Origin of the sequence: Microcystis sp. LE19-8.1F (assembly GCF_027531715.1) — a bacterium.
GTDB lineage: Bacteria > Cyanobacteriota > Cyanobacteriia > Cyanobacteriales > Microcystaceae > Microcystis > Microcystis wesenbergii_A.
The window spans coordinates 1-19,098 of sequence record NZ_JAPZSO010000181.1 but is presented as its reverse complement, the minus strand read 5'-3'; the positions used below and the strand labels follow the sequence as shown (position 1 = coordinate 19,098).

19 protein-coding genes are annotated in these 19,098 nt (G+C 45.8%); 5 read left to right on the top strand and 14 right to left on the bottom strand.

Annotated elements, in window-relative coordinates:
* The first annotated feature begins 484 nt into the window (after positions 1–484).
* Entirely contained in the window at positions 485–1,510 is a 1,026-nt protein-coding gene (locus tag O9334_RS17325; RefSeq protein ID WP_052277654.1) for an ABC transporter permease, read from the top strand.
* 225 nt (positions 1,511–1,735) lie between these two features.
* Here the strand turns inward: O9334_RS17325 and O9334_RS17320 are convergent, their stop codons facing one another.
* Positions 1,736–2,653 (bottom strand): glycosyltransferase family 2 protein, encoded by a 918-nt coding sequence (locus O9334_RS17320; protein ID WP_288001438.1) that lies wholly within the window; start codon positions 2,651–2,653, stop codon positions 1,736–1,738.
* Positions 2,654–2,917: 264 nt separating this feature from the next.
* Here O9334_RS17320 and trpA point away from each other — a divergent pair, with 264 nt between their 5' ends.
* Positions 2,918–3,712 (top strand): tryptophan synthase subunit alpha, encoded by a 795-nt coding sequence (trpA, locus tag O9334_RS17315; RefSeq protein ID WP_288001436.1) that lies wholly within the window; start codon positions 2,918–2,920, stop codon positions 3,710–3,712.
* Between the two features lie 82 nt (positions 3,713–3,794).
* Here trpA and O9334_RS17310 read toward each other — a convergent pair whose 3' ends face one another.
* The 8 genes from O9334_RS17310 to O9334_RS17275 form a co-directional block, all read right to left on the bottom strand.
* The gene (locus O9334_RS17310; protein ID WP_288001433.1) at positions 3,795–5,150 is read right to left on the bottom strand and encodes a tetratricopeptide repeat protein; all 1,356 of its coding nucleotides are present in this window, start codon (positions 5,148–5,150) and stop codon (positions 3,795–3,797) included.
* Between the two features lie 156 nt (positions 5,151–5,306).
* Complete coding sequence (locus O9334_RS17305; RefSeq protein WP_288001431.1) at positions 5,307–5,474, bottom strand: hypothetical protein; 168 nt, start codon at positions 5,472–5,474, stop codon at positions 5,307–5,309.
* A gap of 197 nt (positions 5,475–5,671) precedes the next feature.
* On the bottom strand, positions 5,672–5,953 hold the full coding sequence (locus O9334_RS17300; protein ID WP_190381887.1) for a hypothetical protein: 282 nt from the start codon (positions 5,951–5,953) through the stop codon (positions 5,672–5,674).
* Positions 5,954–6,226: 273 nt separating this feature from the next.
* The gene (locus O9334_RS17295; RefSeq protein ID WP_069475497.1) at positions 6,227–6,424 is read right to left on the bottom strand and encodes a type II toxin-antitoxin system MqsA family antitoxin; all 198 of its coding nucleotides are present in this window, start codon (positions 6,422–6,424) and stop codon (positions 6,227–6,229) included.
* Between the two features lie 57 nt (positions 6,425–6,481).
* Entirely contained in the window at positions 6,482–7,216 is a 735-nt protein-coding gene (locus tag O9334_RS17290) for a peptidylprolyl isomerase (protein WP_288001428.1), read from the bottom strand.
* An 18-nt stretch (positions 7,217–7,234) separates the two neighbouring features.
* Positions 7,235–8,689, bottom strand: a complete 1,455-nt coding sequence (locus tag O9334_RS17285; RefSeq protein ID WP_190381168.1) for a beta-barrel domain-containing protein — start codon at positions 8,687–8,689, stop codon at positions 7,235–7,237.
* 2 nt (positions 8,690–8,691) lie between these two features.
* Positions 8,692–11,310, bottom strand: a complete 2,619-nt coding sequence (locus O9334_RS17280; protein WP_072024803.1) for an ABC transporter transmembrane domain-containing protein — start codon at positions 11,308–11,310, stop codon at positions 8,692–8,694.
* A 7-nt stretch (positions 11,311–11,317) separates the two neighbouring features.
* Positions 11,318–11,785 (bottom strand): helix-turn-helix domain-containing protein, encoded by a 468-nt coding sequence (locus O9334_RS17275; protein WP_002757467.1) that lies wholly within the window; start codon positions 11,783–11,785, stop codon positions 11,318–11,320.
* A gap of 403 nt (positions 11,786–12,188) precedes the next feature.
* On the opposite strand from O9334_RS17275, the gene O9334_RS17270 reads away from it, so the two are divergent.
* Positions 12,189–12,788, top strand: coding sequence for a peroxiredoxin (locus tag O9334_RS17270; RefSeq protein ID WP_002735961.1), 600 nt, complete (start codon positions 12,189–12,191; stop codon positions 12,786–12,788).
* A 171-nt stretch (positions 12,789–12,959) separates the two neighbouring features.
* The gene (locus O9334_RS17265) at positions 12,960–14,219 is read left to right on the top strand and encodes an L-lactate MFS transporter (RefSeq protein ID WP_288001425.1); all 1,260 of its coding nucleotides are present in this window, start codon (positions 12,960–12,962) and stop codon (positions 14,217–14,219) included.
* Between the two features lie 207 nt (positions 14,220–14,426).
* Here the strand turns inward: O9334_RS17265 and O9334_RS17260 are convergent, their stop codons facing one another.
* The 5 genes from O9334_RS17260 to bchM all read right to left on the bottom strand — a co-directional run bounded on the left by O9334_RS17260 (position 14,427) and on the right by bchM (position 17,189).
* Complete coding sequence (locus O9334_RS17260; RefSeq protein ID WP_045358575.1) at positions 14,427–14,774, bottom strand: carbon dioxide-concentrating mechanism protein CcmK; 348 nt, start codon at positions 14,772–14,774, stop codon at positions 14,427–14,429.
* Positions 14,775–14,878: 104 nt separating this feature from the next.
* Positions 14,879–15,187, bottom strand: a complete 309-nt coding sequence (locus O9334_RS17255; protein ID WP_002732196.1) for a carbon dioxide-concentrating mechanism protein CcmK — start codon at positions 15,185–15,187, stop codon at positions 14,879–14,881.
* 51 nt (positions 15,188–15,238) lie between these two features.
* Positions 15,239–15,733, bottom strand: coding sequence for a peptide-methionine (S)-S-oxide reductase MsrA (gene msrA / locus O9334_RS17250; protein WP_288001423.1), 495 nt, complete (start codon positions 15,731–15,733; stop codon positions 15,239–15,241).
* On the bottom strand, positions 15,726–16,493 hold the full coding sequence (gene panB, locus O9334_RS17245) for a 3-methyl-2-oxobutanoate hydroxymethyltransferase (RefSeq protein WP_288001420.1): 768 nt from the start codon (positions 16,491–16,493) through the stop codon (positions 15,726–15,728). Before panB ends, msrA begins: the two co-directional genes overlap by 8 nt.
* A gap of 3 nt (positions 16,494–16,496) precedes the next feature.
* On the bottom strand, positions 16,497–17,189 hold the full coding sequence (bchM, locus tag O9334_RS17240) for a magnesium protoporphyrin IX methyltransferase (RefSeq protein WP_045358572.1): 693 nt from the start codon (positions 17,187–17,189) through the stop codon (positions 16,497–16,499).
* Positions 17,190–17,423: 234 nt separating this feature from the next.
* Between bchM and pyk the strand changes: the two genes are divergently transcribed.
* On the top strand, positions 17,424–18,845 hold the full coding sequence (gene pyk / locus O9334_RS17235; RefSeq protein WP_288001417.1) for a pyruvate kinase: 1,422 nt from the start codon (positions 17,424–17,426) through the stop codon (positions 18,843–18,845).
* Positions 18,846–19,098: the final 253 nt, after the last annotated feature.

Genomic DNA, 19,098 nt, shown 5'->3' with positions numbered 1-19,098 from the left:
TGTTAGGCACGCCGCCAGCGTTCATCCTGAGCCAGGATCAAACTCTCCATGATGAATCGTTTGATTCTTTGACTTTTTTTCGTCTCCCCCTTGCGGGTTTGACTTCTTTGTTATAGAATTGCTTCTAAACGAGGCTGTTTTGCTTGGCTTTCAAACTATTGTTTTGTCTAGGTTCCAGCGTCGTTTGTTTCGCTTCGCTTTCGCTTTGCTTCAACCGCGCATTTACCAATGTATCTAACTTCCCTAGGTTTGTCAACCCCTTTTGGCAAAATTTTTTGATCTTTTTTCTATCCCTTGCTACGTAAGCCTTTCGGCTTTTGGTCTTTTTTGCTAGTCCCTTGATTAGAACTGGCGGTGCGGATATATTAGTTTATTTGTACTAAATGTTTTTCTCAATTTAATTTTTTATTCAGTACCTCTCGATCGCTCGGTCCTTTTTGGGGTATGGTTCCTTGAGAATGTATTTTCTGATCGGAAAGCCCTCATGTCTCGCCGCGCTGCTTTACAATCCTATTTACTGGTGCGTTTACTCCTAGCTCCCTTGATGTTATGGACGATCGTGACGGTGGTTTTTCTACTGATGCGTGTTGCCCCCGGTGATCCCACGGATGCGATTTTAGGCAACCGCGCCCCTGAAAGTGCCAAAAATGCCCTAAGAGAACAATTAGGACTGAATAAACCCCTATTTTTCCAGTACCTAGACTATATTTTTCACCTAATGCGTCTCAATTTAGGAGACTCTTTAACCAGTAAAGGGGTGACTGTGTGGGAGATTATCGCTAAACATTTTCCAGCGACGGTGGAACTAACTTTTTATGGAATGCTAATTGCGGTGATAGTGGGAGTCGGATTGGGAATTATTACCGCTTCCCGTCCGAATACACCCTTAGATGCGGGGGGACGTTTATTTGGACTGATAACCTATTCCTTGCCGATTTTTTGGGTGGGAATGCTCTTACAGCTAATTTTTGCGGTACAGTTGCGCTGGTTTCCCTTGGGGACTCGTTTTCCTTTGAGTGAAACTCCACCCCAGACAATTACGGGTTTATACACCCTTGATAGTCTGATGACTCTACAACTAGATAAGTTGCCCACAGCTTTGTATTATCTAGCCTTACCTAGTTTTACTCTCGGCATTCTCTTGAGTGGAATTTTTGAACGGATGGTGCGAGTTAATCTGAAACAAACTTTGCAAGCGGACTATGTAGATGCGGCAAAAGCGAGAGGAATACCAGAAAAAACGATTATGATCGCCCATGCGCTGAAAAATGCTCTAATACCCGTAATTACTGTCTTAGGATTAACTTTTGCGGCTCTTTTAGGTGGTGCAGTCTTGACGGAAGTTACTTTTTCCTGGCCAGGTTTGGGAAATCAGTTATATAGGGCGATTTCTCTGCGGGATTACCCAACAGTGCAGGGATTAATGGCTTTTTTTGCGACAATAGTGGTTTTTGCCAGTATTTTTATCGATTTAATCAATGCTTACATTGATCCTCGCATCCGTTATTAATCAGGGAAGTGGGGAGATGGGAGAGGGAGTTTGAGCATTTGTACTAAAATGCTAATACGAAGTTTAAATACAGTACAGCTTGAGATGAATTATGAAGTGGGGAGAAGGGAGAGGGGAGAGAGAGTATCAGCATTTGTACTAAAATTACCAATACATAGATCGGGATTGTTTTTTGTCTCTAGGTTGTTGTTAGGTGATTGCTGACTGATTAATAATGGTTGAATGTTAATCGGCTTTTCCTTTTAGGGAGACGAAATCGGGCCTATGGGAATTACTATTGTCACCATTTTGCGGGGGATGAAAAGGATTTCTCACTTCGGGGGGAGTGGGTAAACCCTGTTTCATTTCCGCTACTTTTAAGAGGATCAAATACTCATAAAAAGCTTGCAGAGTACACCAAGCAAAACCAGCTTTACCATCGAGAATTCCTGCCAAGATAAAATACATATAAAACCAACGAAGCAGGGGACGAAAAGGCAATCGTAGAGATAAATCTTTTAAAGCTCTCCGTCTATCTACTTCGGTTTCACCAAAAAATAAATTTTTCCAACTAACACCACCGTTAGCCAACTGATGCAGGGTTTCTGCCGCTTCATCGGTAGAGTAACGATTATGTTTTTCAATCCAACGACTTAAACCTTTACTACAGGTATAGTGGGGATAGGTTTCTTGCAAAAAAGAGGTTTTTCCCCGACATTCTTCCCTTTCCGTGTGACCATAATCGCTAAACCAGACTTGATCTTTTCTAAATAGACGCATTTGATAACGGGGATACTGGGTGCTGCGACGGATCCAAGTTCCCATAAACATAACTCTTTCGGCCACATAAAAACCAGTAAATTCCTGTTGTTGCGTGGCACGGAGACATTCTGCGTAGAGTTGGGGTGTCATCCTTTCATCTGCTTCGAGAATATAAACCCAATCGTATTTAGTCTCGATATTTTCTAACATCCAAGTTCTTTGTTTACCATGACTCTCGAATTGATGCTGAATCACGCGCACTGGATAACGAGAAGCAATCTCTACTGTGCGATCGCTACTGTAGGAGTCAACCACAATCACATCATCGGATAGAAGTGCCGATTCCACACAGGCGGCAATATCAATTTCTTCGTTATGAGTGAGAATGTAAATGGAAAACATAGATATAATATGGTGTTTGATTATACGAAACCCGATCGGGCAGTAGTTCTATTGTGTACTGGAAAAAGCGGAATGAAAACCCTTATTATCCAAGAAATTTTTTTAAAACTGTCAGACTGAGCCTATTCTAACCTCGATCGCCATTTTGTCAATATTCCTTAAGTATTACTCGAAAAATTCTTTACCTGAGCTTGCGGCGACCGGCTACGAGCTATTCCCCACCATGAGATAATAGACGGTGCTTTATGTCTCCAGTAATTTTCGATGACTGCTGTTTCCGAGTGTTTTCGTTCTCTCCGTTCCCAGGGGAATTGTGCCTTAATTCCCTTTATTACTGCTGGTGATCCCGATTTGTCCACTACTGCCCAAGCTTTACGCATTTTAGACCGGGCAGGGGCCGATCTGATCGAGTTGGGGGTTCCCTATTCCGATCCTCTTGCGGATGGTCCGGTTATTCAAGCGGCGGCCACCCGCGCTTTAAATCGGGGTGTCAAGTTGGAAGATGTGCTAGAAATCGTCAAAAATGCTCAGGGAGAGGTGAAAGCTCCCATTATTCTCTTTACTTACTATAATCCCATCTATCATCGCGGGATAGATGTCTTTTTAGACCAAATTAAAGCAGCCGGGGTGAGTGGTTTGGTGGTTCCCGATTTACCCCTAGAGGAAGCGGCAAGTCTGCTGCAACCGGCTGCCGCTAAGGGAATTGAGGTGATTTTATTGGTAGCGCCTACCAGTCCCCCGGAACGAATACAAGCGATCGCCATGCAATCCCAAGGTTTTATTTATCTGGTTAGTGTCACGGGAGTGACGGGAATGCGGAACCAAGTGGCCACCAGAGTGGAGGAATTGCTCGATTCTATCCGTTCTGTCACCGATAAACCCGTGGGGGTAGGATTTGGCATTTCTGACCCGACACAGGCACTACAGGTGAAAAACTGGGGGGCTGACGCAGTAATTGTCGGCAGTGCCATGGTTAAACGTCTGGCCGATAATTCCGCCGGCGATGGTTTAAAATCCCTCGAAGAATTCTGCCGTAGTTTAAAACAGGCGATTCAGTGAGGGGTTAGAAATTCTTCTAAGGGAATTCCGGCTGCGGGGCGATCGAGGTAGAATCTTTCCCGAATTCCTCGATCACCTTGAGTTAAATTTGAGAGGGTTCGCGTTCACCCGCTAATTTCAGTGCAGAAGCGGCTTCAGGAATATAGGAAGTTTTCGTTTTAGAGACCATACCTCCCTGTTGTTCGAGTAATTGTTCTAGACGCATGGTACTCCAATCGGTCAGCATCGAGTTACCTAGCCGGGGGGCCAATTTGTTAATTTTCTCCACGGCGGAGATCCCCAATTCATCCATCTGTAGGGAAGCTAGATAGCAATCACAGGCGATGTCTATCTCTCCTAATCGTTCGTGACATTGGCCAGCCATAAACCAAGCGATCGCCATTCCAGGTGGGCCGAGTCTAGTGGCAGAACGATAGATTTTCGCCGCTTCTTCAAATTTATTTTGTTTCAGTAAAATTTCCCCCAGTTGCAGGCGATAACGAGAGTAAAGAGGTTCCATCGCCACCATTTTCTTCGCTCTCTCTTCGGCGAGATCGATATCGCCTAACCAGAGAGCTTCTTTTGTTCGGCTCTCGAAAACCGTTATTAGATTGTCGTAGGCGGAAAGTCGTTCGCTCTCGTTTTTACACTCGCGGGTTAGTTCTTCCGCTAGGGATTGACAGATATCCATTTCACGGATAACTGTTTGCCGCTCACCCCGCAGAAGTGGAGCGAAAACAGCCGCACGCTGGAAAGCACTGGTTAAATGTTTAAAATCGAAACGATCGAGGGAAGGTTCGACGTGATGGAGTGCCTCCTTGGCTACTTCTCGCCAATGGGCGACCGCGGCTATATCTCGAAATACAGTAGCCTGCAAAACGATTAATTCTACGGCCGCCCCGAAAACCTCCAGGCTTTCTTTAGAAGCGTATTGAACGATTCGTTGAAAATCTTCGAGATTTTCTGATGTACCAATATCTTCTTGACAAAGGATTTTAGACATCGCCTGGCTGTAAGCTAATCTAGCGAACGTGGGGTCTCTCCCAATGTTTTCATCGGTAATTGCGGGAATATAGCGAGTAATCGCTTCATGAAAGCATAAACTCGATAATAGATCGACCGTTTTCAGTTGAGTAGCGGGTGAAAGCTCACGATAATGCTCTAAATGCTCGCAAAGAACTCTCCAACGTTCGGTTCTCAACTCATCGGGGAGGGTGAGAGGATCGTTAATTGGGTATTGAAAAAGACCGGTCTCTCGAATCAATTGCTCTCGAAAAGAAGCGGGGTGAAGGAGAGCAACCGGGGTAACAGATGACGTATCGACACCTCGTACTTCGGAGACAAGATTTCGATAACTATAGTCAATTCCCTGAATATGCCAAGCACCAGATTGATAGGGACTAAGATCGAAATAAGGACGATGGCTCCAAGTGATCGGAAAATCGTTTAAAAATAGCATACATATTCTCAAGAAATGCGATCTTTATCTGGTTGGTATTTCCACGATAGTCAACGGAGTATCTTGTTTGGCTGAACTACCGTGGAAACTAGGAGAAATACAGAGATAAAATACTGATTTATCTCTGTATTTTATCAATCAGTTACACTTACTTAATCATACGACTATGATTACGATACACCAACAACAACAACCGCCTACCACTTGACGTAAAGTTTTAAAAGCGGTGATGCTTTCTGGACTGTCGTTAACGGCATCGGTGCGAAGCTCGATAATTTCGTCAGTCACCGTGTTTTTGATCTCGTTGATTTTGATGTTAGCCATGAGATGTATTCTCCAAATTTTCGCTAAATGAATGAATCAAATTATTGATTCAAGAAAACCATAACAATTTTTCAACACCAGATCAACTATCAAAATCGAACAAAAAGAACATAATTTAGTTATTTATGTTCTTTTTGAAAGACTATTTTTTACAAAAACATCATCAAAACGTAAGGATTCAGGTGCCTCAAATGCAGTCACAGAGCGGCTTCTAAAATCTCAGAACTCGCTAAACTAACAGTTTCATTCTCAATAAGCACGAAAATTAAGGCTTTCAGGGTTTCTGAATGAGAATGAGGATTTGGACATAATTCGCCTAAATGCTTACACAGCATGAGTTTGACTGCTTTTTGTATGGCCTGAATCCTTACATCAAAACCGATTAAACAACGGGCTTCCAAGCTATTTAAAGAAACAAAAATAAGTAATTTATGTACAAAAAACTCTGAACCTGTCTTGTTGGAAGCAAAGAGAACCAACCAAGCTAACTTAATTGAGTTATTTATTTTTTAAATTAACTGGGAATTCTGTTAATGAATAAATTCAGTAATTTTTAAAAGTGTATGTATTAAAAATCACTTTGTTGGTTTTTATGCTGAATAAGCTCACTCAAGAATAATCGGATTATTGGTATTTTATTAATCCATATTGTATTAATCTTATAGTAAAATAATCCGTAGGTTGGGTTAAACGAAGTGCAACCCAACACAAAACATGAAGAATAATAGGGGGATGATGTTGGGTTTCATGCTTCAACCCAACCTACAAAATAGGCGATCAGCCTTCTGTAAAACTTCCGCAGTGACCGACTCGCTTAGATAATACTCCCCGCAATTCTGACAGATATCCGCAGGGACTTGTTTTAAAATCACGATACAATTATCTCTCTCTAAAGTAACGGTAACAAAACCCGATCGAGTCGTACCGTGTTTACAGATCACACATTCCATAACTCTTATCTTCCCTTACTATGTTTGCGGGGTGAGCAATGCCCACCCCGTTCACGATTAATTACTAAACTCGTATTCTATCTCTTGAATCTTCTCCTTTACCCAGCCGTTAAACAAATCAACACCGATTTTCAGAGCCAACTCCTCGGTTAATTTTGGTTTAAGGATTTCCTCGACAAAAATCAGGTGAAAACCCCGATCGCCTTGCAGCGGTTTCAACAATCGAGAAGAATCCGATGCGAAAATTGCGGACGAAAGATTCGGTCGTAAATCCTTACGGTAAACAGTACCGCGATAACCCCCCTTGCGTCGTAATTCCACATCCTCGATATAGCGATGCGCTACTTCCTGAAAGCTGATTTCCTCCTCCTGAATCGATTCATACAACTCCTCCGCCATCGCCTGATCTGCTAACACTACCTCATAGATCACCGCGCCAGTATAATCTAGCTGGTGTTCCACAAAATAGGATTCAATTTTGTCTGCGAAAAGATGTTCGGCTAATTTACCCGATAGTAAATTGAATTGAACGATCTCCTCGAAATCATCTAGGGATAAGCCCTGTTTTTGCAACCAATTCCATGTATCTTTGGCGTTATGTAATTCATTGGCGAGACGGAATTGATCGGCCGCCTGTTGTAACTCGTCAGTCGTGTTTTTAATCCCCGCTGCCGTGGCGGTTTCGGTGATGATTTTCCGACCGATAATTCCCTCGACTATTTCGGGAACTTTCCCCGATAGCTTAAGCTGTTGGATAAGGTCTTGATTGCTGATGGTGATACTATGGGACATAATGACTCCTGAAAAAAACTACAGTTTTAACCCATCTTTTTGCAGATCCTTAAAGGGATCGAGGATGTAATCGATCACCCGACGCTGACGGACGATCGCTTCTGCGGTAGCCGTATCCCCCGGATTGAGGGGAATACATTGATTTCCCTTTTGAATACAGGAGCGATCGAGTTGAATTTCTAGCTCGAAAACGTTAATTTTTCCGTTGGGCGTTTCCTTTTCGATCGCCGTCGGTGATTTCTTGGTGATCTTGCCGCCGATAATGCCGTAATCCTGAAAAGGATAGGCATCGAACTTGACTTTTATCGGCATACCGGCGCGGAGAAATTGACTTTGATCCGTGGGCATTTCTGCCTTGAGAATAAACCGCGATCCCTTCGGTGCTATCTCCGCAACCCGCGTTCCCGACTGCACCACCGCACCCGCGCGTTTAATCGGTAATGAAAAGATTGTGCCGTCGGTATTCGCCTTTAAAACCCTCTGACTTAGTTGGATTTGGAGCGCTTGCCGTTGGCTCTCGCTTTGGGCGATTTCCGATGCCAGTGTTGCGATCTCCGTGTCTAGATTGTTAATCTGCTCCTGTATCCTTAAGAGTGCCAACTCGTTGGAATGGCGGAGACTTTGATAACCCCGCTGCCGCTCCTGTAATTGCAGACGCGCTTGGGCGATATCGGCGCTCGTTTGTTGACTCGTCTGACGGTAGGCACTTTTTAATTCCGCTAGTTTATGTTGATTTTCTTTTACCTCCGCTTTTCCCCGCTCGTAGAGTTGTTGGCGCTCCTTGGCATTGTCCTCACGCTCGATGAATTGCACCTCCGATATCGCGCCATCCTCCCACGCTTTTCGGTAGCGATCGACTTCTTTTAAAGCCGTTTGATAACGACTTTTGAGAATCGGATAATCGGTCTGACTTTGTGCGAGGGCGGTTTTCGCTTGATTTACCCGCGCTTGTTGTTCTTCTAGGGATATTTTGGCCTTCTTGATTAATGCGTCCACATTCTCCCGCGCTTGCTCGATCGAGGCTTCTTTTTCCGCTGCTGCCGCGCGATTTTGTTGGCTTTGGGTGGTTAAAGAAATCTCTAACTGACTTTTGACAAGTTTCTGTTGGGAAAGACGACTTTTTTGTCCTTCTATTTTCTCCTCAATTTGTTGTATTTCCTTGCCGATTAATGAGGAATCTAGGGTTAAAATCGGTTGTCCTGCTTTCACCTCTTGGCCTTCACGGACATAGATTTTTTCCACTTTTCCCGTCGCGATAGCATCGATTTTGACTGTTTCTCCTTGGGGTTCCAGTTTTCCTGGTCCGACACCCGTTTCATCGACTTTTGAGAATATCGCCCAGGGGAGAATGATCGAGACGAAAATAATCAGAAAATAGAGTAAACCACGCGTCCAGGGTAGGGGTAAAGTATCGATCAATTCCTTGGTCTGGAAAGACCAGTTATCGCGCTCTCTGTCTAGATTGGTGGTCATAGTTATTCACTCAATTGATTAGAGTTCAAATTACGGTAAATACCGGGACGGGCCATTAATTCTTCGTGGGTTCCACTATCGAGTAATACCCCTCGATCGAGAACGAGAATACAATCTGCGTTCCGCACCGTAGAGAGGCGATGGGCGATAATCACCATCGTGCGATTCTGCCGAATTTTCTGGAGATTTGTTTGAATAATCCGTTCCGATTCGGTATCGAGGTGGGAAGTGGCTTCATCGAGGATTAATAACCGCGGCTCTCCCATCAACGATCGAGCGATGGCGATTCGTTGTCTCTGTCCCCCGGAAAGTAGCCCTCCACCCTCGCCGATTTGAGTTTCGTACCCCATGGGCAGTGATTGAATAAACTCATGAATTCCCGCTAATTTCGCCGCTTCGATCACATTTTCTAGGGGGTGATCGGGATGACCTAAACTGATATTTTCCCGAATCGTGGAACCGAAGAGAAAAGTATCCTGATCGACGACTCCCACCTGTTGCCGGAGGGAACTGAGGGCGATCGTACTCAGATCGTAACCGTCGATCGAGATTTTCCCGTCGGTGGGGGGATAGAGGCCGATCAGTAATTTCGAGATCGTGGTTTTTCCCGAACCGCTCCGACCGACGAGGGCAACGGTTTGACCGGGTAAAATTTCAAAACTGAGGTTTTCTAAAACATTGCGATCGCTGTCGGTGTGGTAGCGAAAGGTGACATTCTCAAAGCGAATATGTCCCTGTAATTCCGGGAGAAACTGACGGGAAAGTTCCTCTAAATTCTCCTCCGGCTTTGCGTCTAGTACATCGTTAATGCGCTCGACGGCGATATTGACTTCTTGAAATTGCGTCCAGAGAACGGTTAAGCGTTGAAAAGGCGCGATGATCTGGGCAAAAAGCATATTAAAGGCGATCAGTTGTCCGATCGATAATTGATTTTGAATCACTAGATAGGCACCGAAACAGAGTAACCCCGTCGTCGCTAAAGATTCGATCAGATTACTGAATATCTGGAGATTATTGCCGATGATCTGCCCGGAGAAATTTTTCTTGACCTCCACCGAGAAAAGGTCTTCCCAGTGCCAACGGGTCGAGCGCTCTGTGGCGGTAGATTTGACGGTACGAATACCGGTTAAAATCTCGATCAGGTAACTGCTTTCTTTAGCGATCGCCTGAAAGATATCCCGGGATATTCGCTGGAGAAAAGGGGTAGAAATTAACGCCAGCAGAAAGAACGGTGGCACGATCGCTAAACTGATGAGGGCTAATTGCCAGCTATAGCGGAACATCACCGCCACATACACGAAAACCGTTAATAAGTCAAGTAAAATCGAGAGAGCTTCCCCAGAGAGAAAACGCTGAATCTTGCGATTTTCCCCGACGCGGGAAATAATATCGCCCACATAGCGGGACTCGAAATAACCGAGGGGAAGGCTGAGGGTATGGCGGATAAAACCGGTGATTAATGCCGTATCGATGCGATTAGCGGTGTGATCGAGGAGATAGGCGCGTAAACCGGTAATTGCCACCCGAAAAACCCCGAAAATTAGCGCACCGATCCCCATCGCCCAAAGGGTGGTTAACGACCCCTGGACGATTACTCGATCGAGGATTAACTGGGTGAAAATCGGCGTAATTAAGCCGAATATCTGGATAAAAAGCGAGGCGACGAAAATTTCCAGCAGTACGAACCAATGGGGTTCCAGTAAGCGATAAAACTGCCAGAGAGAGGTTTTATCCTCTTTCGTGTCCCGAAATTTCTGGTTCGGTTGGAGCAGCAGGGTGAATCCCGTCCATTTACTGGTGAATTCGGCACGACTTAGGGTTAATTGCCCGATCGCCGGATCGCCAATAATCACCTGTTTGGGGGTAATTTTCCAGATCACAACGAAGTGTTTGCCTTCCCAGTGAGCGATCGCAGGTAGGGGCTGTTTCCCTAATCCCTCTAGAGTCGCTTTTACCGGACGGGTGGAGAGGCCGATATTTTCCGCCGCGGTGATCAGTCCCTTCAGGGATGCTCCGTCGCGGTTGACGTTGGCCATTTCTCGTAAACGGTTGACGCTGATTCTTTTGCCGTGATAACGGGCGATCATGACTAAACCGGCCGCCCCGCAATCGGAGGCGGACTGTTGCTCGAAGAAGGGATAACGGCGGAGGGATTGCCCGATCCAGTGACCTAACCGCTGCGCCGGAGAGGGGAAATAGGCTCGATCGCTTTTTTTGTCCGTTTCTTCTGTCTTCGTCCCAAGAAGTTGCTCAATTTCCCGCGCCCGTTGTAGTAAGGTTTTTTTCAGGGCGGGGTGTTTTTTCAGGATCGGCCTCAGGGCGGACTCGGGGATAAGAAGTAGTTCCGCCTTCGCCGAGACTCGAACCGAGTAGGGAAGAAAACCCGATCGGGGAAAGAGGGAGAATTCCCCGAAAAATTCGCCGGTTTTGAGCGCAATCATCTCTTTTTGCTGCGAGTTCGCTATCCGAACTTTGCCGCCAACGACTAGGTATAACCCCGACTGTACGGGCAGTGTACCTGCTTCGGGAGAGAGGGCGATCGCCGTTTTCTGGAGACTCCGCCACTGGGTTTCGGACAGGAATTCCGGCCAGGGATTGACGAGGCTGTGAGTATCGAGCATAGTTGTTTTAAGCTTTGGCTGAAGGAGAAAGATCGACGATGCGGAGCGGCTGTAGCTGTTTGCGGAGGCGATTGATGTGGGTGGGGGTGAGTGCAACCCCGAATTCCTTCTCTAGATGCCGCGCTAACCAAACTCCCGACCATCGCTTAAAGGAATAGCCGAAATCCCGGGGGGATTTACTAATCAGTTCCCTCAGGCGATCGAGGTAAGGTTGATCAACTTTTGAAGGGCGACCGCGGCGGTATTTTTGCCAGCGATCGATCTTGCCACTCTCGGCGATCAGTATCCATTTACTAGCGGTGGCGGCAGTACAATCGAGAAGCTTACGGATCTCGTTCTGGGATTTGCCCTCGTCAGCGAAAAGAATGATTTGAATCCGTTTGCGATCAACATCAGAGATATTCGGTTCTGTTGAGATTTCGAGAAGTTGCTGACGTTGGGATGAGGATAGATATTTACCGGTGCTTGATGACATTGACATAGCCTTTGCAACTATAAGTAAAAGCAGACAGCAGCAGGTCGGAGCGTTGAGGCAAGAAAGTTGTACTAAGTTGTACAATGGGCTGAATTCCCCGGGTGACGATCTCTTTCGCTGTCCTTAAATTATTATTTCGGCTGCAAAAGTGAACATTACGGAGTCTATTAAATTCTTTTTCTCTCGCCCGATCAAACCTCTCTAACACCTAACTCCCATCACCCCCCGCAACGGCTCGACTGAGCATCGCCGAACGTCGCCCACGAAGTGGTCTCCCTATCTCCCCACTAGCCACTGATAACTGATTGCTGACTACTCAAAATCGTTATGACTATGATATAGTTGTTAAGGAATGTAAAAATAGTTGCATTTTCCCAGAAACTAGATTAAGGAGATTAAAAGTATGACCGCCGAAGGTTGCTTAAGAGTCGGACAAGCGGCGCCAGATTTCACCGCGACCGCCGTTTTCGATCAAGAGTTCAAAACCATCAAATTATCGGATTATCGGGGTAAATACGTCGTTTTATTCTTCTATCCCCTCGATTTTACCTTTGTTTGCCCCACGGAAATTACCGCTTTCAGCGATCGAGTTAGCGAATTTGCCAGCATCAACACCGAGATTTTAGGGGTGTCCGTCGATAGTGAATTTGCTCACCTAGCATGGATTCAAACCGAGAGAAAATCCGGCGGTGTCGGTGATGTGGCCTATCCGTTGGTGTCGGATCTAAAAAAAGAAATCAGCACCGCTTACAATGTTCTTGATCCTGATGCGGGGGTATCCCTGCGCGGTCTCTTTATCATCGATAAAGAAGGTGTTATCCAACACGCTACTATTAATAATCTTTCCTTTGGTCGCAGTGTCGATGAAACCCTCCGCACTCTGAAAGCGATTCAATACGTCCAATCCCATCCGGATGAAGTTTGTCCCGCCGGTTGGCAAGAAGGGGATGCTACCATGGTTCCCGACCCTGTGAAGTCGAAAGTTTACTTCGCGGCAGTTTAGTTAAAAATCCTCAGAAGTCCCTCCGCTATAGATGGGGGGCAGACTTTTAAAGGGGGGCGAAATAATTCGCCCCTTATTTTAATCGGAAAATTTTCCAGAAAATTGGCCCCATTAGCCATGACCTCATCTAGAATACTGGCCAGACAAGTCTAGAAAGAGTCACGGCGATCTATGACTACCAGTAATTATGATTCCGAGTTGACAGTTTTGGGATTACCCGCAGCCAAAGGTAGATGGTTATTAATACCTCTAGGAATGGGCGTTTTACTCTGTTTAGGGACGGTGTACTCTTGGAGTATCTTTAGAAAACCCCTAGAAACAGAGTTAAATCTCAGCGCCACGGAAAGCCTATTACCCTACACTGTGGCTTTAGTATTTTATGCCGCTTCTATGCCGATCGCTGGTTTTTTTATCCCCCGGGTAGGCACTCGCAGGATGACTGCTATCGGCGGAATTATCGTCGGTTTAGGCTATATTCTCGCTAGTTTTGCCGCTCAGATTCAGACAATTATTCTTACCTACGGAGTTATTGCCGGCACGGGAGTCGGCATCGCTTACGGTGTTCCCATGGCAGTGGTGGCACGCTGGTTTCCCGACAAAAAAGGTTTAGCGGTGGGTTTAACTATCATCGGATTTGGCCTTTCTCCCCTGATTACCGCACCTTTAGCCAATCGATTGATCAATGAATATAGCGTTAGACCAAGTTTAAGATTTTTGGGGATTATCTTTACAATAATTATTGTGATGATTGCCCTCGCCATGAAATTACCCCCCCAGGACTGGCAACCTCCCGCCAATTTAGCTAATCGAAAATCCGACTTTCTGGCCAATTATCCAGTGAATATGCTGAAAAGTCGCTCATTTTATGGCTTATGGCTTTGCTATGCTATTGGTGCTTTAATTGGCTTGAGTGCCATCGGTATTTCTAGTCCTGTCGCTGAGGAAATTATCCAGATCGAGCCGGGGTTAGCCGCTAGTAGTGTTGCGCTATTTGCCTTGTTTAATGGTATTAGTCGTCCTTTGTTCGGTTGGCTGAGCGATCGCTGGAAACCCCATTATTTAGCGATCGGGGCCTATACACTCATTTTGATTGGTTGTCTGTTGATGGTCAAGGCCGAAAAAGGGGCAGTTACTAGCTATCTAGTGGCTTTTTGTCTATTTTGGTTTTGTTTAGGGGGATGGTTAGCCCTAGCTCCCGCTACCACTCTCCACTTCTTTAATCCTGACCACTACGCCCAAAATTACGGTATTGTTTTTACTGCCTACGGTGTCGGTGCTTTGATCGGCACTTTAGTAACCGGTAGAATTCGCGACTGGTTCGGTACTTACACTTACGCTTTTTATGCTATGGCTGTATTGGCAATACTGGGCATTTTTCTCGCTAGTGCCTTACTGAAAAGAGAGCGATCGCAGCTATCAAATCCTAGCTAGTGGGGTTTTACTCAGATCGTAACTGATTATAGCGGCCAACTCACGCTTGAGGAGAGATTACCTCTTGGTTAGTTGGAGAAATGCTGCCCTCTTACGGAAACTCGTTGAATGAAGAATGCCCTCGCCTTTAGGCAGGGGCGAACGTCAATAAAAACTAAGTTGGAACTAGACAAGTTTCAACCGATCACCAAAAATTAACCTTGAATATTAACGACGAATCGGAGCGTTCGCACCGTCGGCGGCGGCGCGAAAAGGTTCCACTGCCTCGCTATAATCGATCGGTAAAATAGCCACCACGTTATCGTGAGGACGGGGAATAATTACCCAGGTTTCTAAAGCTGCCCCCTCGGTTTTATTGACGGCTTCAATGCCGGCAGCCATAGCGGTTTTTACCTCCTGTACATCCCCACGAATATTGAGGGTAAAACGGGCGCTTCCTGCCCTTAAATAGCCAACAATCGTGATCCGTCCTGCTTTTACCATCGCATCGGCGGCCGCTAGAATACCGGGGAAACCTTTTGTCTCGATCGATCCCACCGCGGGTTGGGCTGTCATAAATTAACTCCTAATAACAAAAATCAGATAAGTTTAATTGATAGAATCCAATCTATTTTCCAGTCTTTAACTATAGTCTAGTTTGGGGCCAATCGCTAGGGAAATTAACTGCGAAAACGGTCTGACTTAGGCGTATGCTGCACTGGTAAAACCGCCAGTACATTTTCTGGAGGATTCGGTACGATGTAATGACTGACCACATTACCACCAAAAGCGGTCATCGCCGCCGCTAATCCTGCCTCTACTGCTGGTTTAACCTCGGAAATCGGACCGCGAATCGCCACCAAAAATTCGCCCCTTTCCGCTAGATCGAAATAAACTAGGGTGACTCGTCCCCCTTTAACCATGGCATCCGCCGCCGCTAAAACGGGGGGAAAACCCAACGTTTGAATGACTCCGACCGCCTCGGGCATTTTTCCTGATCTCCTGCGAAAGCAACTTTACATTATACCCCGAACCTGTCTTTATATTTTCTTCTGCAAATCCGCGACCGATCGAGCCTGTTTTTTCTCGAAATACTGTTGATGGGACTGATCGGCCAGATAATAATCTCCTGCGGGTTCGATCAAAGTAACGATATCTTGCTGAAACTTTCCCGATAGTTGTAGTTGACGCTTGGAAGCAGTGGCGATTAACTTTTGTTCCGGGGTGTGATAAAAAATAATCGATCGATATTGTTCTCCTCGGTCCGGTCCTTGGCGATTTAACTGAGTCGGATCATGGATTGACCAAAAAACGGCTAATAACGCCTCGTAGCTTATTTCTTGGGGATTATATTCAATTTGTGCCACTTCCGCATGACCGGTAATTCGCGATAACACATCGAGATAACTAGGATTGGGGAAATTTCCCCCCATATAACCCACAGAAGTCGCTAAAACACCAGGTAAACGCCGAAATGCGTCCTCGGTTTTCCAAAAACAGCCGGCCCCAAAGGTAGCTTTTTCGCCGCTATTCATTTCCCCTCACATCCTTGGCAAATTCCACCACTGCTTTTGTAATTGCTTCGCTTAAATTAGCATAAACTTTGGCAAAAGGGGGAGCTTTTTCGGTTAATCCTAGGATATCCGCCGTTACCAACACCTGACCATCACAATCTTCCCCCGCACCGATACCAATCGTCGGGATAGTCAATTTATCGGTAATAGTAGCGGCTAAATTGGCGGGAATATGTTCCAAAACCAGGGCAAATACTCCCGCTTTCTCCAAGGCTAAAGCTTCCTCGATTAATCTTTGTGCATCCGATGGGGTTTTTCCCTGCTGACGGTATCCTAAACGATGCACTGACTGGGGAGTTAATCCGATATGACCCATAACAGGGATGCCTATCTCGGTTAAACGGCTAATCGTCCCGATCATAGCGGGATAACCTCCCTCTAATTTTACCCCTTGTACTCCCGCTTCCTTTAACATCCTTCCGGCGGAGTGAATTGCCTGACTGACACTTTCCTGATAGCTGAGAAAAGGCAAATCACAGACAACTAAAGCTTGTTTTACCCCACGAGACACGGCCGCTGCGTGGTGAATCATCGCCTCTAGGGTGATCGGTAAAGTGGTAGGATAGCCCAAAGCGGTCATAGCTAAGGAATCACCTACCAAGATAATATCAATTCCTGCCCGATCGAGCAGTCGCGCGATCGGATAATCCCAAGCTGTGAGGGTGACAATCGCGCGTTTTTGCTGTTTCCACTCGATTAATTTGCTGGTGGTGACTGCCATTCTTTATTCACTGCGGACAGCTTCGAGGATACGGGAAAAATAGAAACGAGTGCTAGTCATACTCGTCCGTTCGATTTTAAAGCCATTTTCGTTGAGAGCGGCGACAATAGTTTTTTCCTTGTGTTGATAGGCACGAGTGGTTTTACTCGGACCGGGGAAAAATTGACCAATTTTCTTGAGAATGGTTAATAAACAGGTTTTAGGGGCAAAACTGAGGATTAAACGGGATTGAGCTAGGGATGCCAAGTGTTTAATCATGCCTAAGGCTTCTTCTGTGGGATAGTGAATGAGAACATCAAGACAGATGACCGTGTGATATTGGCCGGTTAATGCTTCTAAATCTTGAACGGCAAAGGTGAGTTTACTGGTATCTGCTAACTCTTTGGCCGCTCTTTCCTTGGCTTCTGTCACCATTTTCTCAGAAATATCACTGGCGAAAATAGTTGCGCCCGCTTTAGCGAGGGGAATACTCAGACTACCGACTCCACAACCGGCATCACAGATTGAGAGATTGGGCAAATTGTCATCACTTTCTAACCAACCGATAACGGTATCGATCGTCTGTTGATGACCGATGCGAATATCTTTTTGTACTTTGTTAACTTCGCCATCCCCATAAATCCGGCGCCAGCGATCGAATCCTGTGGCGTTAAAATAGTCCTTGACTATGGCTTTATCGTCTAATGTGTTGGTCATAACGAAATCTAAACGAGTGGTCTCTGAGCTACGCCGAAGAGCGGAGATGGTTATTAGTTTATCCTACCTTAAAGATCTCAACCGTTGCTGCTGATAGCTGACTCCTGACGGTGAAGCAGTGGACCGAGAGCGATGGCAACTCTGTGGAAAAGCTTAATTTGTTTTCCGCTTCACCGTTAGTTAACCTAAAGTGAATATCATGTAATCGTCCCAAGATCGATTAGTAAGGGTTCCATGTCAATTATTACCCATAGAACTAAGATCGTAGCCACGATCGGCCCTGCCAGTAATTCGCCAGAAGTCCTCAAGCAGATGATCGGTGCGGGGATGAATGTAGCGCGGCTAAACTTCTCCCACGGTAGCTACGAAGATCATGCGAGAGTTGTTAGCCTTTTACGGCAAATTTCTCAAGAATTAGACAATCCTATCACCCTCCTGCAAGATTTACAAGGGCCAAAAATTCGCGTCGGCAATCTCCCCAATGGTTCGATTTCCATCAACGACGGCGATTATCTCACCCTTGTCCCCATGGATGAGTATCGGGGAGAAGCGAACACCGTTTCGATCGATTATCCCTATCTGGCCGAGGAAGCCAAGTTAGGTGAGCAAATTCTCCTTGATGATGGCTTATTAGAGCTAAAAATCGTTGAAATTAACGGAAAAGACCTAAAATGTCAAGTATTGGAGGGAGGAATTCTCAAGAGTCGCAAGGGAGTTAATCTACCCCGTCTCAATTTGCGCTTACCTTCCATGACCGAAAAAGACAAACAAGACCTAGAATTTGGTCTTGCTCAGGGGGTTGATTGGGTTTCCCTGAGTTTTGTTCGTAAAGGAGAAGATATCAAAGCGATTAAGGCATTTTTAGCCGAGAGAAATCACGCGGATGTGCCAGTGATAGCTAAAATTGAAAAACCGCAAGCGATCGAAAATTTAGAGTCAATTATCGAGGAATGTGACGGCATTATGGTGGCCCGGGGCGATTTGGGGGTAGAATTAAGTCCCGAAAAAGTCCCCATGTTGCAAAAACGCATCATCAGACTCTGCAATATGAAAACTATTCCCGTCATCACTGCCACCCAGATGTTAGAGAGCATGATTCACAATCCCCGACCGACTCGGGCCGAGGCCAGTGATGTGGCTAATGCAATTATCGATGGAACCGATGCGGTGATGTTATCGGGGGAATCAGCAGTGGGAGATTTTCCCGTCAAAGCTGTGGCTATGTTGGCCAAAATCGCCCATGATGTGGAAGCGGATGTGAAGTTTGATAATGCTCCCCCCAATCAGTCCGATGAAACTCACGCTCTCAGTGAGGCTTTAGTGGCGATCGATCAAACCCTTGATCTCCGTTATATTGTCACTTTTACCACCTCTGGCTACACTTCGCTACTGGCTTCTAAGGAACGTCCCTCGGTTCCCGTCATTGCCATGACTCCCAATAAACGAGTCTATCACCGTCTCAACCTAGTCTGGGGTGTGATCCCGATTCTTCTCGATCATCAGGTGTCCGTCTTTGAGGATGTGTTAAAGCAAACGGAATCAATTCTACTTCAGAAAAATCTAGCGCAATCGGGCGATAAAATCCTGATTATGGCGGGAATTCCCATGCAGAAAACTAAAGGCACTAATTTCCTCAAAATTCACAGGATTCCCTAAGTTCTAGGATTCAGGGGTCAGTATTCTCCGAGACAGTATTCTCCGAGTCAGTATTCTCCGAGTCAGGAGTCAGCTTTTTTCTCCCCACACCCCCACTTCCCCACTCCCCCCACTCCCCCCCCCCCCCATCCCCCCATCCCCACATCCCCCACAAAAAAATTTTTCCCCAAACCCAAGAAACACATTTAGGGCCGTGGGTTGGTTGTGTTAGAAAAAAAAAAATAGATAGCTTGCTATAAAAATTGTTTAAAAA

Excerpts from the sequence above, each read along its gene's own strand:
- O9334_RS17325 (WP_052277654.1), top strand. The coding sequence starts at position 485 with ATGTCTCGCCGCGCTGCTTTACAATCCTATTTACTGGTGCGTTTACTC.
- O9334_RS17320 (WP_288001438.1), bottom strand. The coding sequence starts at position 2,653 with ATGTTTTCCATTTACATTCTCACTCATAACGAAGAAATTGATATTGCC.
- trpA (WP_288001436.1), top strand. The coding sequence starts at position 2,918 with ATGACTGCTGTTTCCGAGTGTTTTCGTTCTCTCCGTTCCCAGGGGAAT.
- O9334_RS17310 (WP_288001433.1), bottom strand. The coding sequence starts at position 5,150 with ATGCTATTTTTAAACGATTTTCCGATCACTTGGAGCCATCGTCCTTAT.
- O9334_RS17305 (WP_288001431.1), bottom strand. The coding sequence starts at position 5,474 with ATGGCTAACATCAAAATCAACGAGATCAAAAACACGGTGACTGACGAA.
- O9334_RS17295 (WP_069475497.1), bottom strand. The coding sequence starts at position 6,424 with ATGGAATGTGTGATCTGTAAACACGGTACGACTCGATCGGGTTTTGTT.
- O9334_RS17290 (WP_288001428.1), bottom strand. The coding sequence starts at position 7,216 with ATGTCCCATAGTATCACCATCAGCAATCAAGACCTTATCCAACAGCTT.
- O9334_RS17285 (WP_190381168.1), bottom strand. The coding sequence starts at position 8,689 with ATGACCACCAATCTAGACAGAGAGCGCGATAACTGGTCTTTCCAGACC.
- O9334_RS17280 (WP_072024803.1), bottom strand. The coding sequence starts at position 11,310 with ATGCTCGATACTCACAGCCTCGTCAATCCCTGGCCGGAATTCCTGTCC.
- O9334_RS17275 (WP_002757467.1), bottom strand. The coding sequence starts at position 11,785 with ATGTCATCAAGCACCGGTAAATATCTATCCTCATCCCAACGTCAGCAA.
- O9334_RS17270 (WP_002735961.1), top strand. The coding sequence starts at position 12,189 with ATGACCGCCGAAGGTTGCTTAAGAGTCGGACAAGCGGCGCCAGATTTC.
- O9334_RS17265 (WP_288001425.1), top strand. The coding sequence starts at position 12,960 with ATGACTACCAGTAATTATGATTCCGAGTTGACAGTTTTGGGATTACCC.
- O9334_RS17260 (WP_045358575.1), bottom strand. The coding sequence starts at position 14,774 with ATGACAGCCCAACCCGCGGTGGGATCGATCGAGACAAAAGGTTTCCCC.
- O9334_RS17255 (WP_002732196.1), bottom strand. The coding sequence starts at position 15,187 with ATGCCCGAGGCGGTCGGAGTCATTCAAACGTTGGGTTTTCCCCCCGTT.
- msrA (WP_288001423.1), bottom strand. The coding sequence starts at position 15,733 with ATGAATAGCGGCGAAAAAGCTACCTTTGGGGCCGGCTGTTTTTGGAAA.
- panB (WP_288001420.1), bottom strand. The coding sequence starts at position 16,493 with ATGGCAGTCACCACCAGCAAATTAATCGAGTGGAAACAGCAAAAACGC.
- bchM (WP_045358572.1), bottom strand. The coding sequence starts at position 17,189 with ATGACCAACACATTAGACGATAAAGCCATAGTCAAGGACTATTTTAAC.
- pyk (WP_288001417.1), top strand. The coding sequence starts at position 17,424 with ATGTCAATTATTACCCATAGAACTAAGATCGTAGCCACGATCGGCCCT.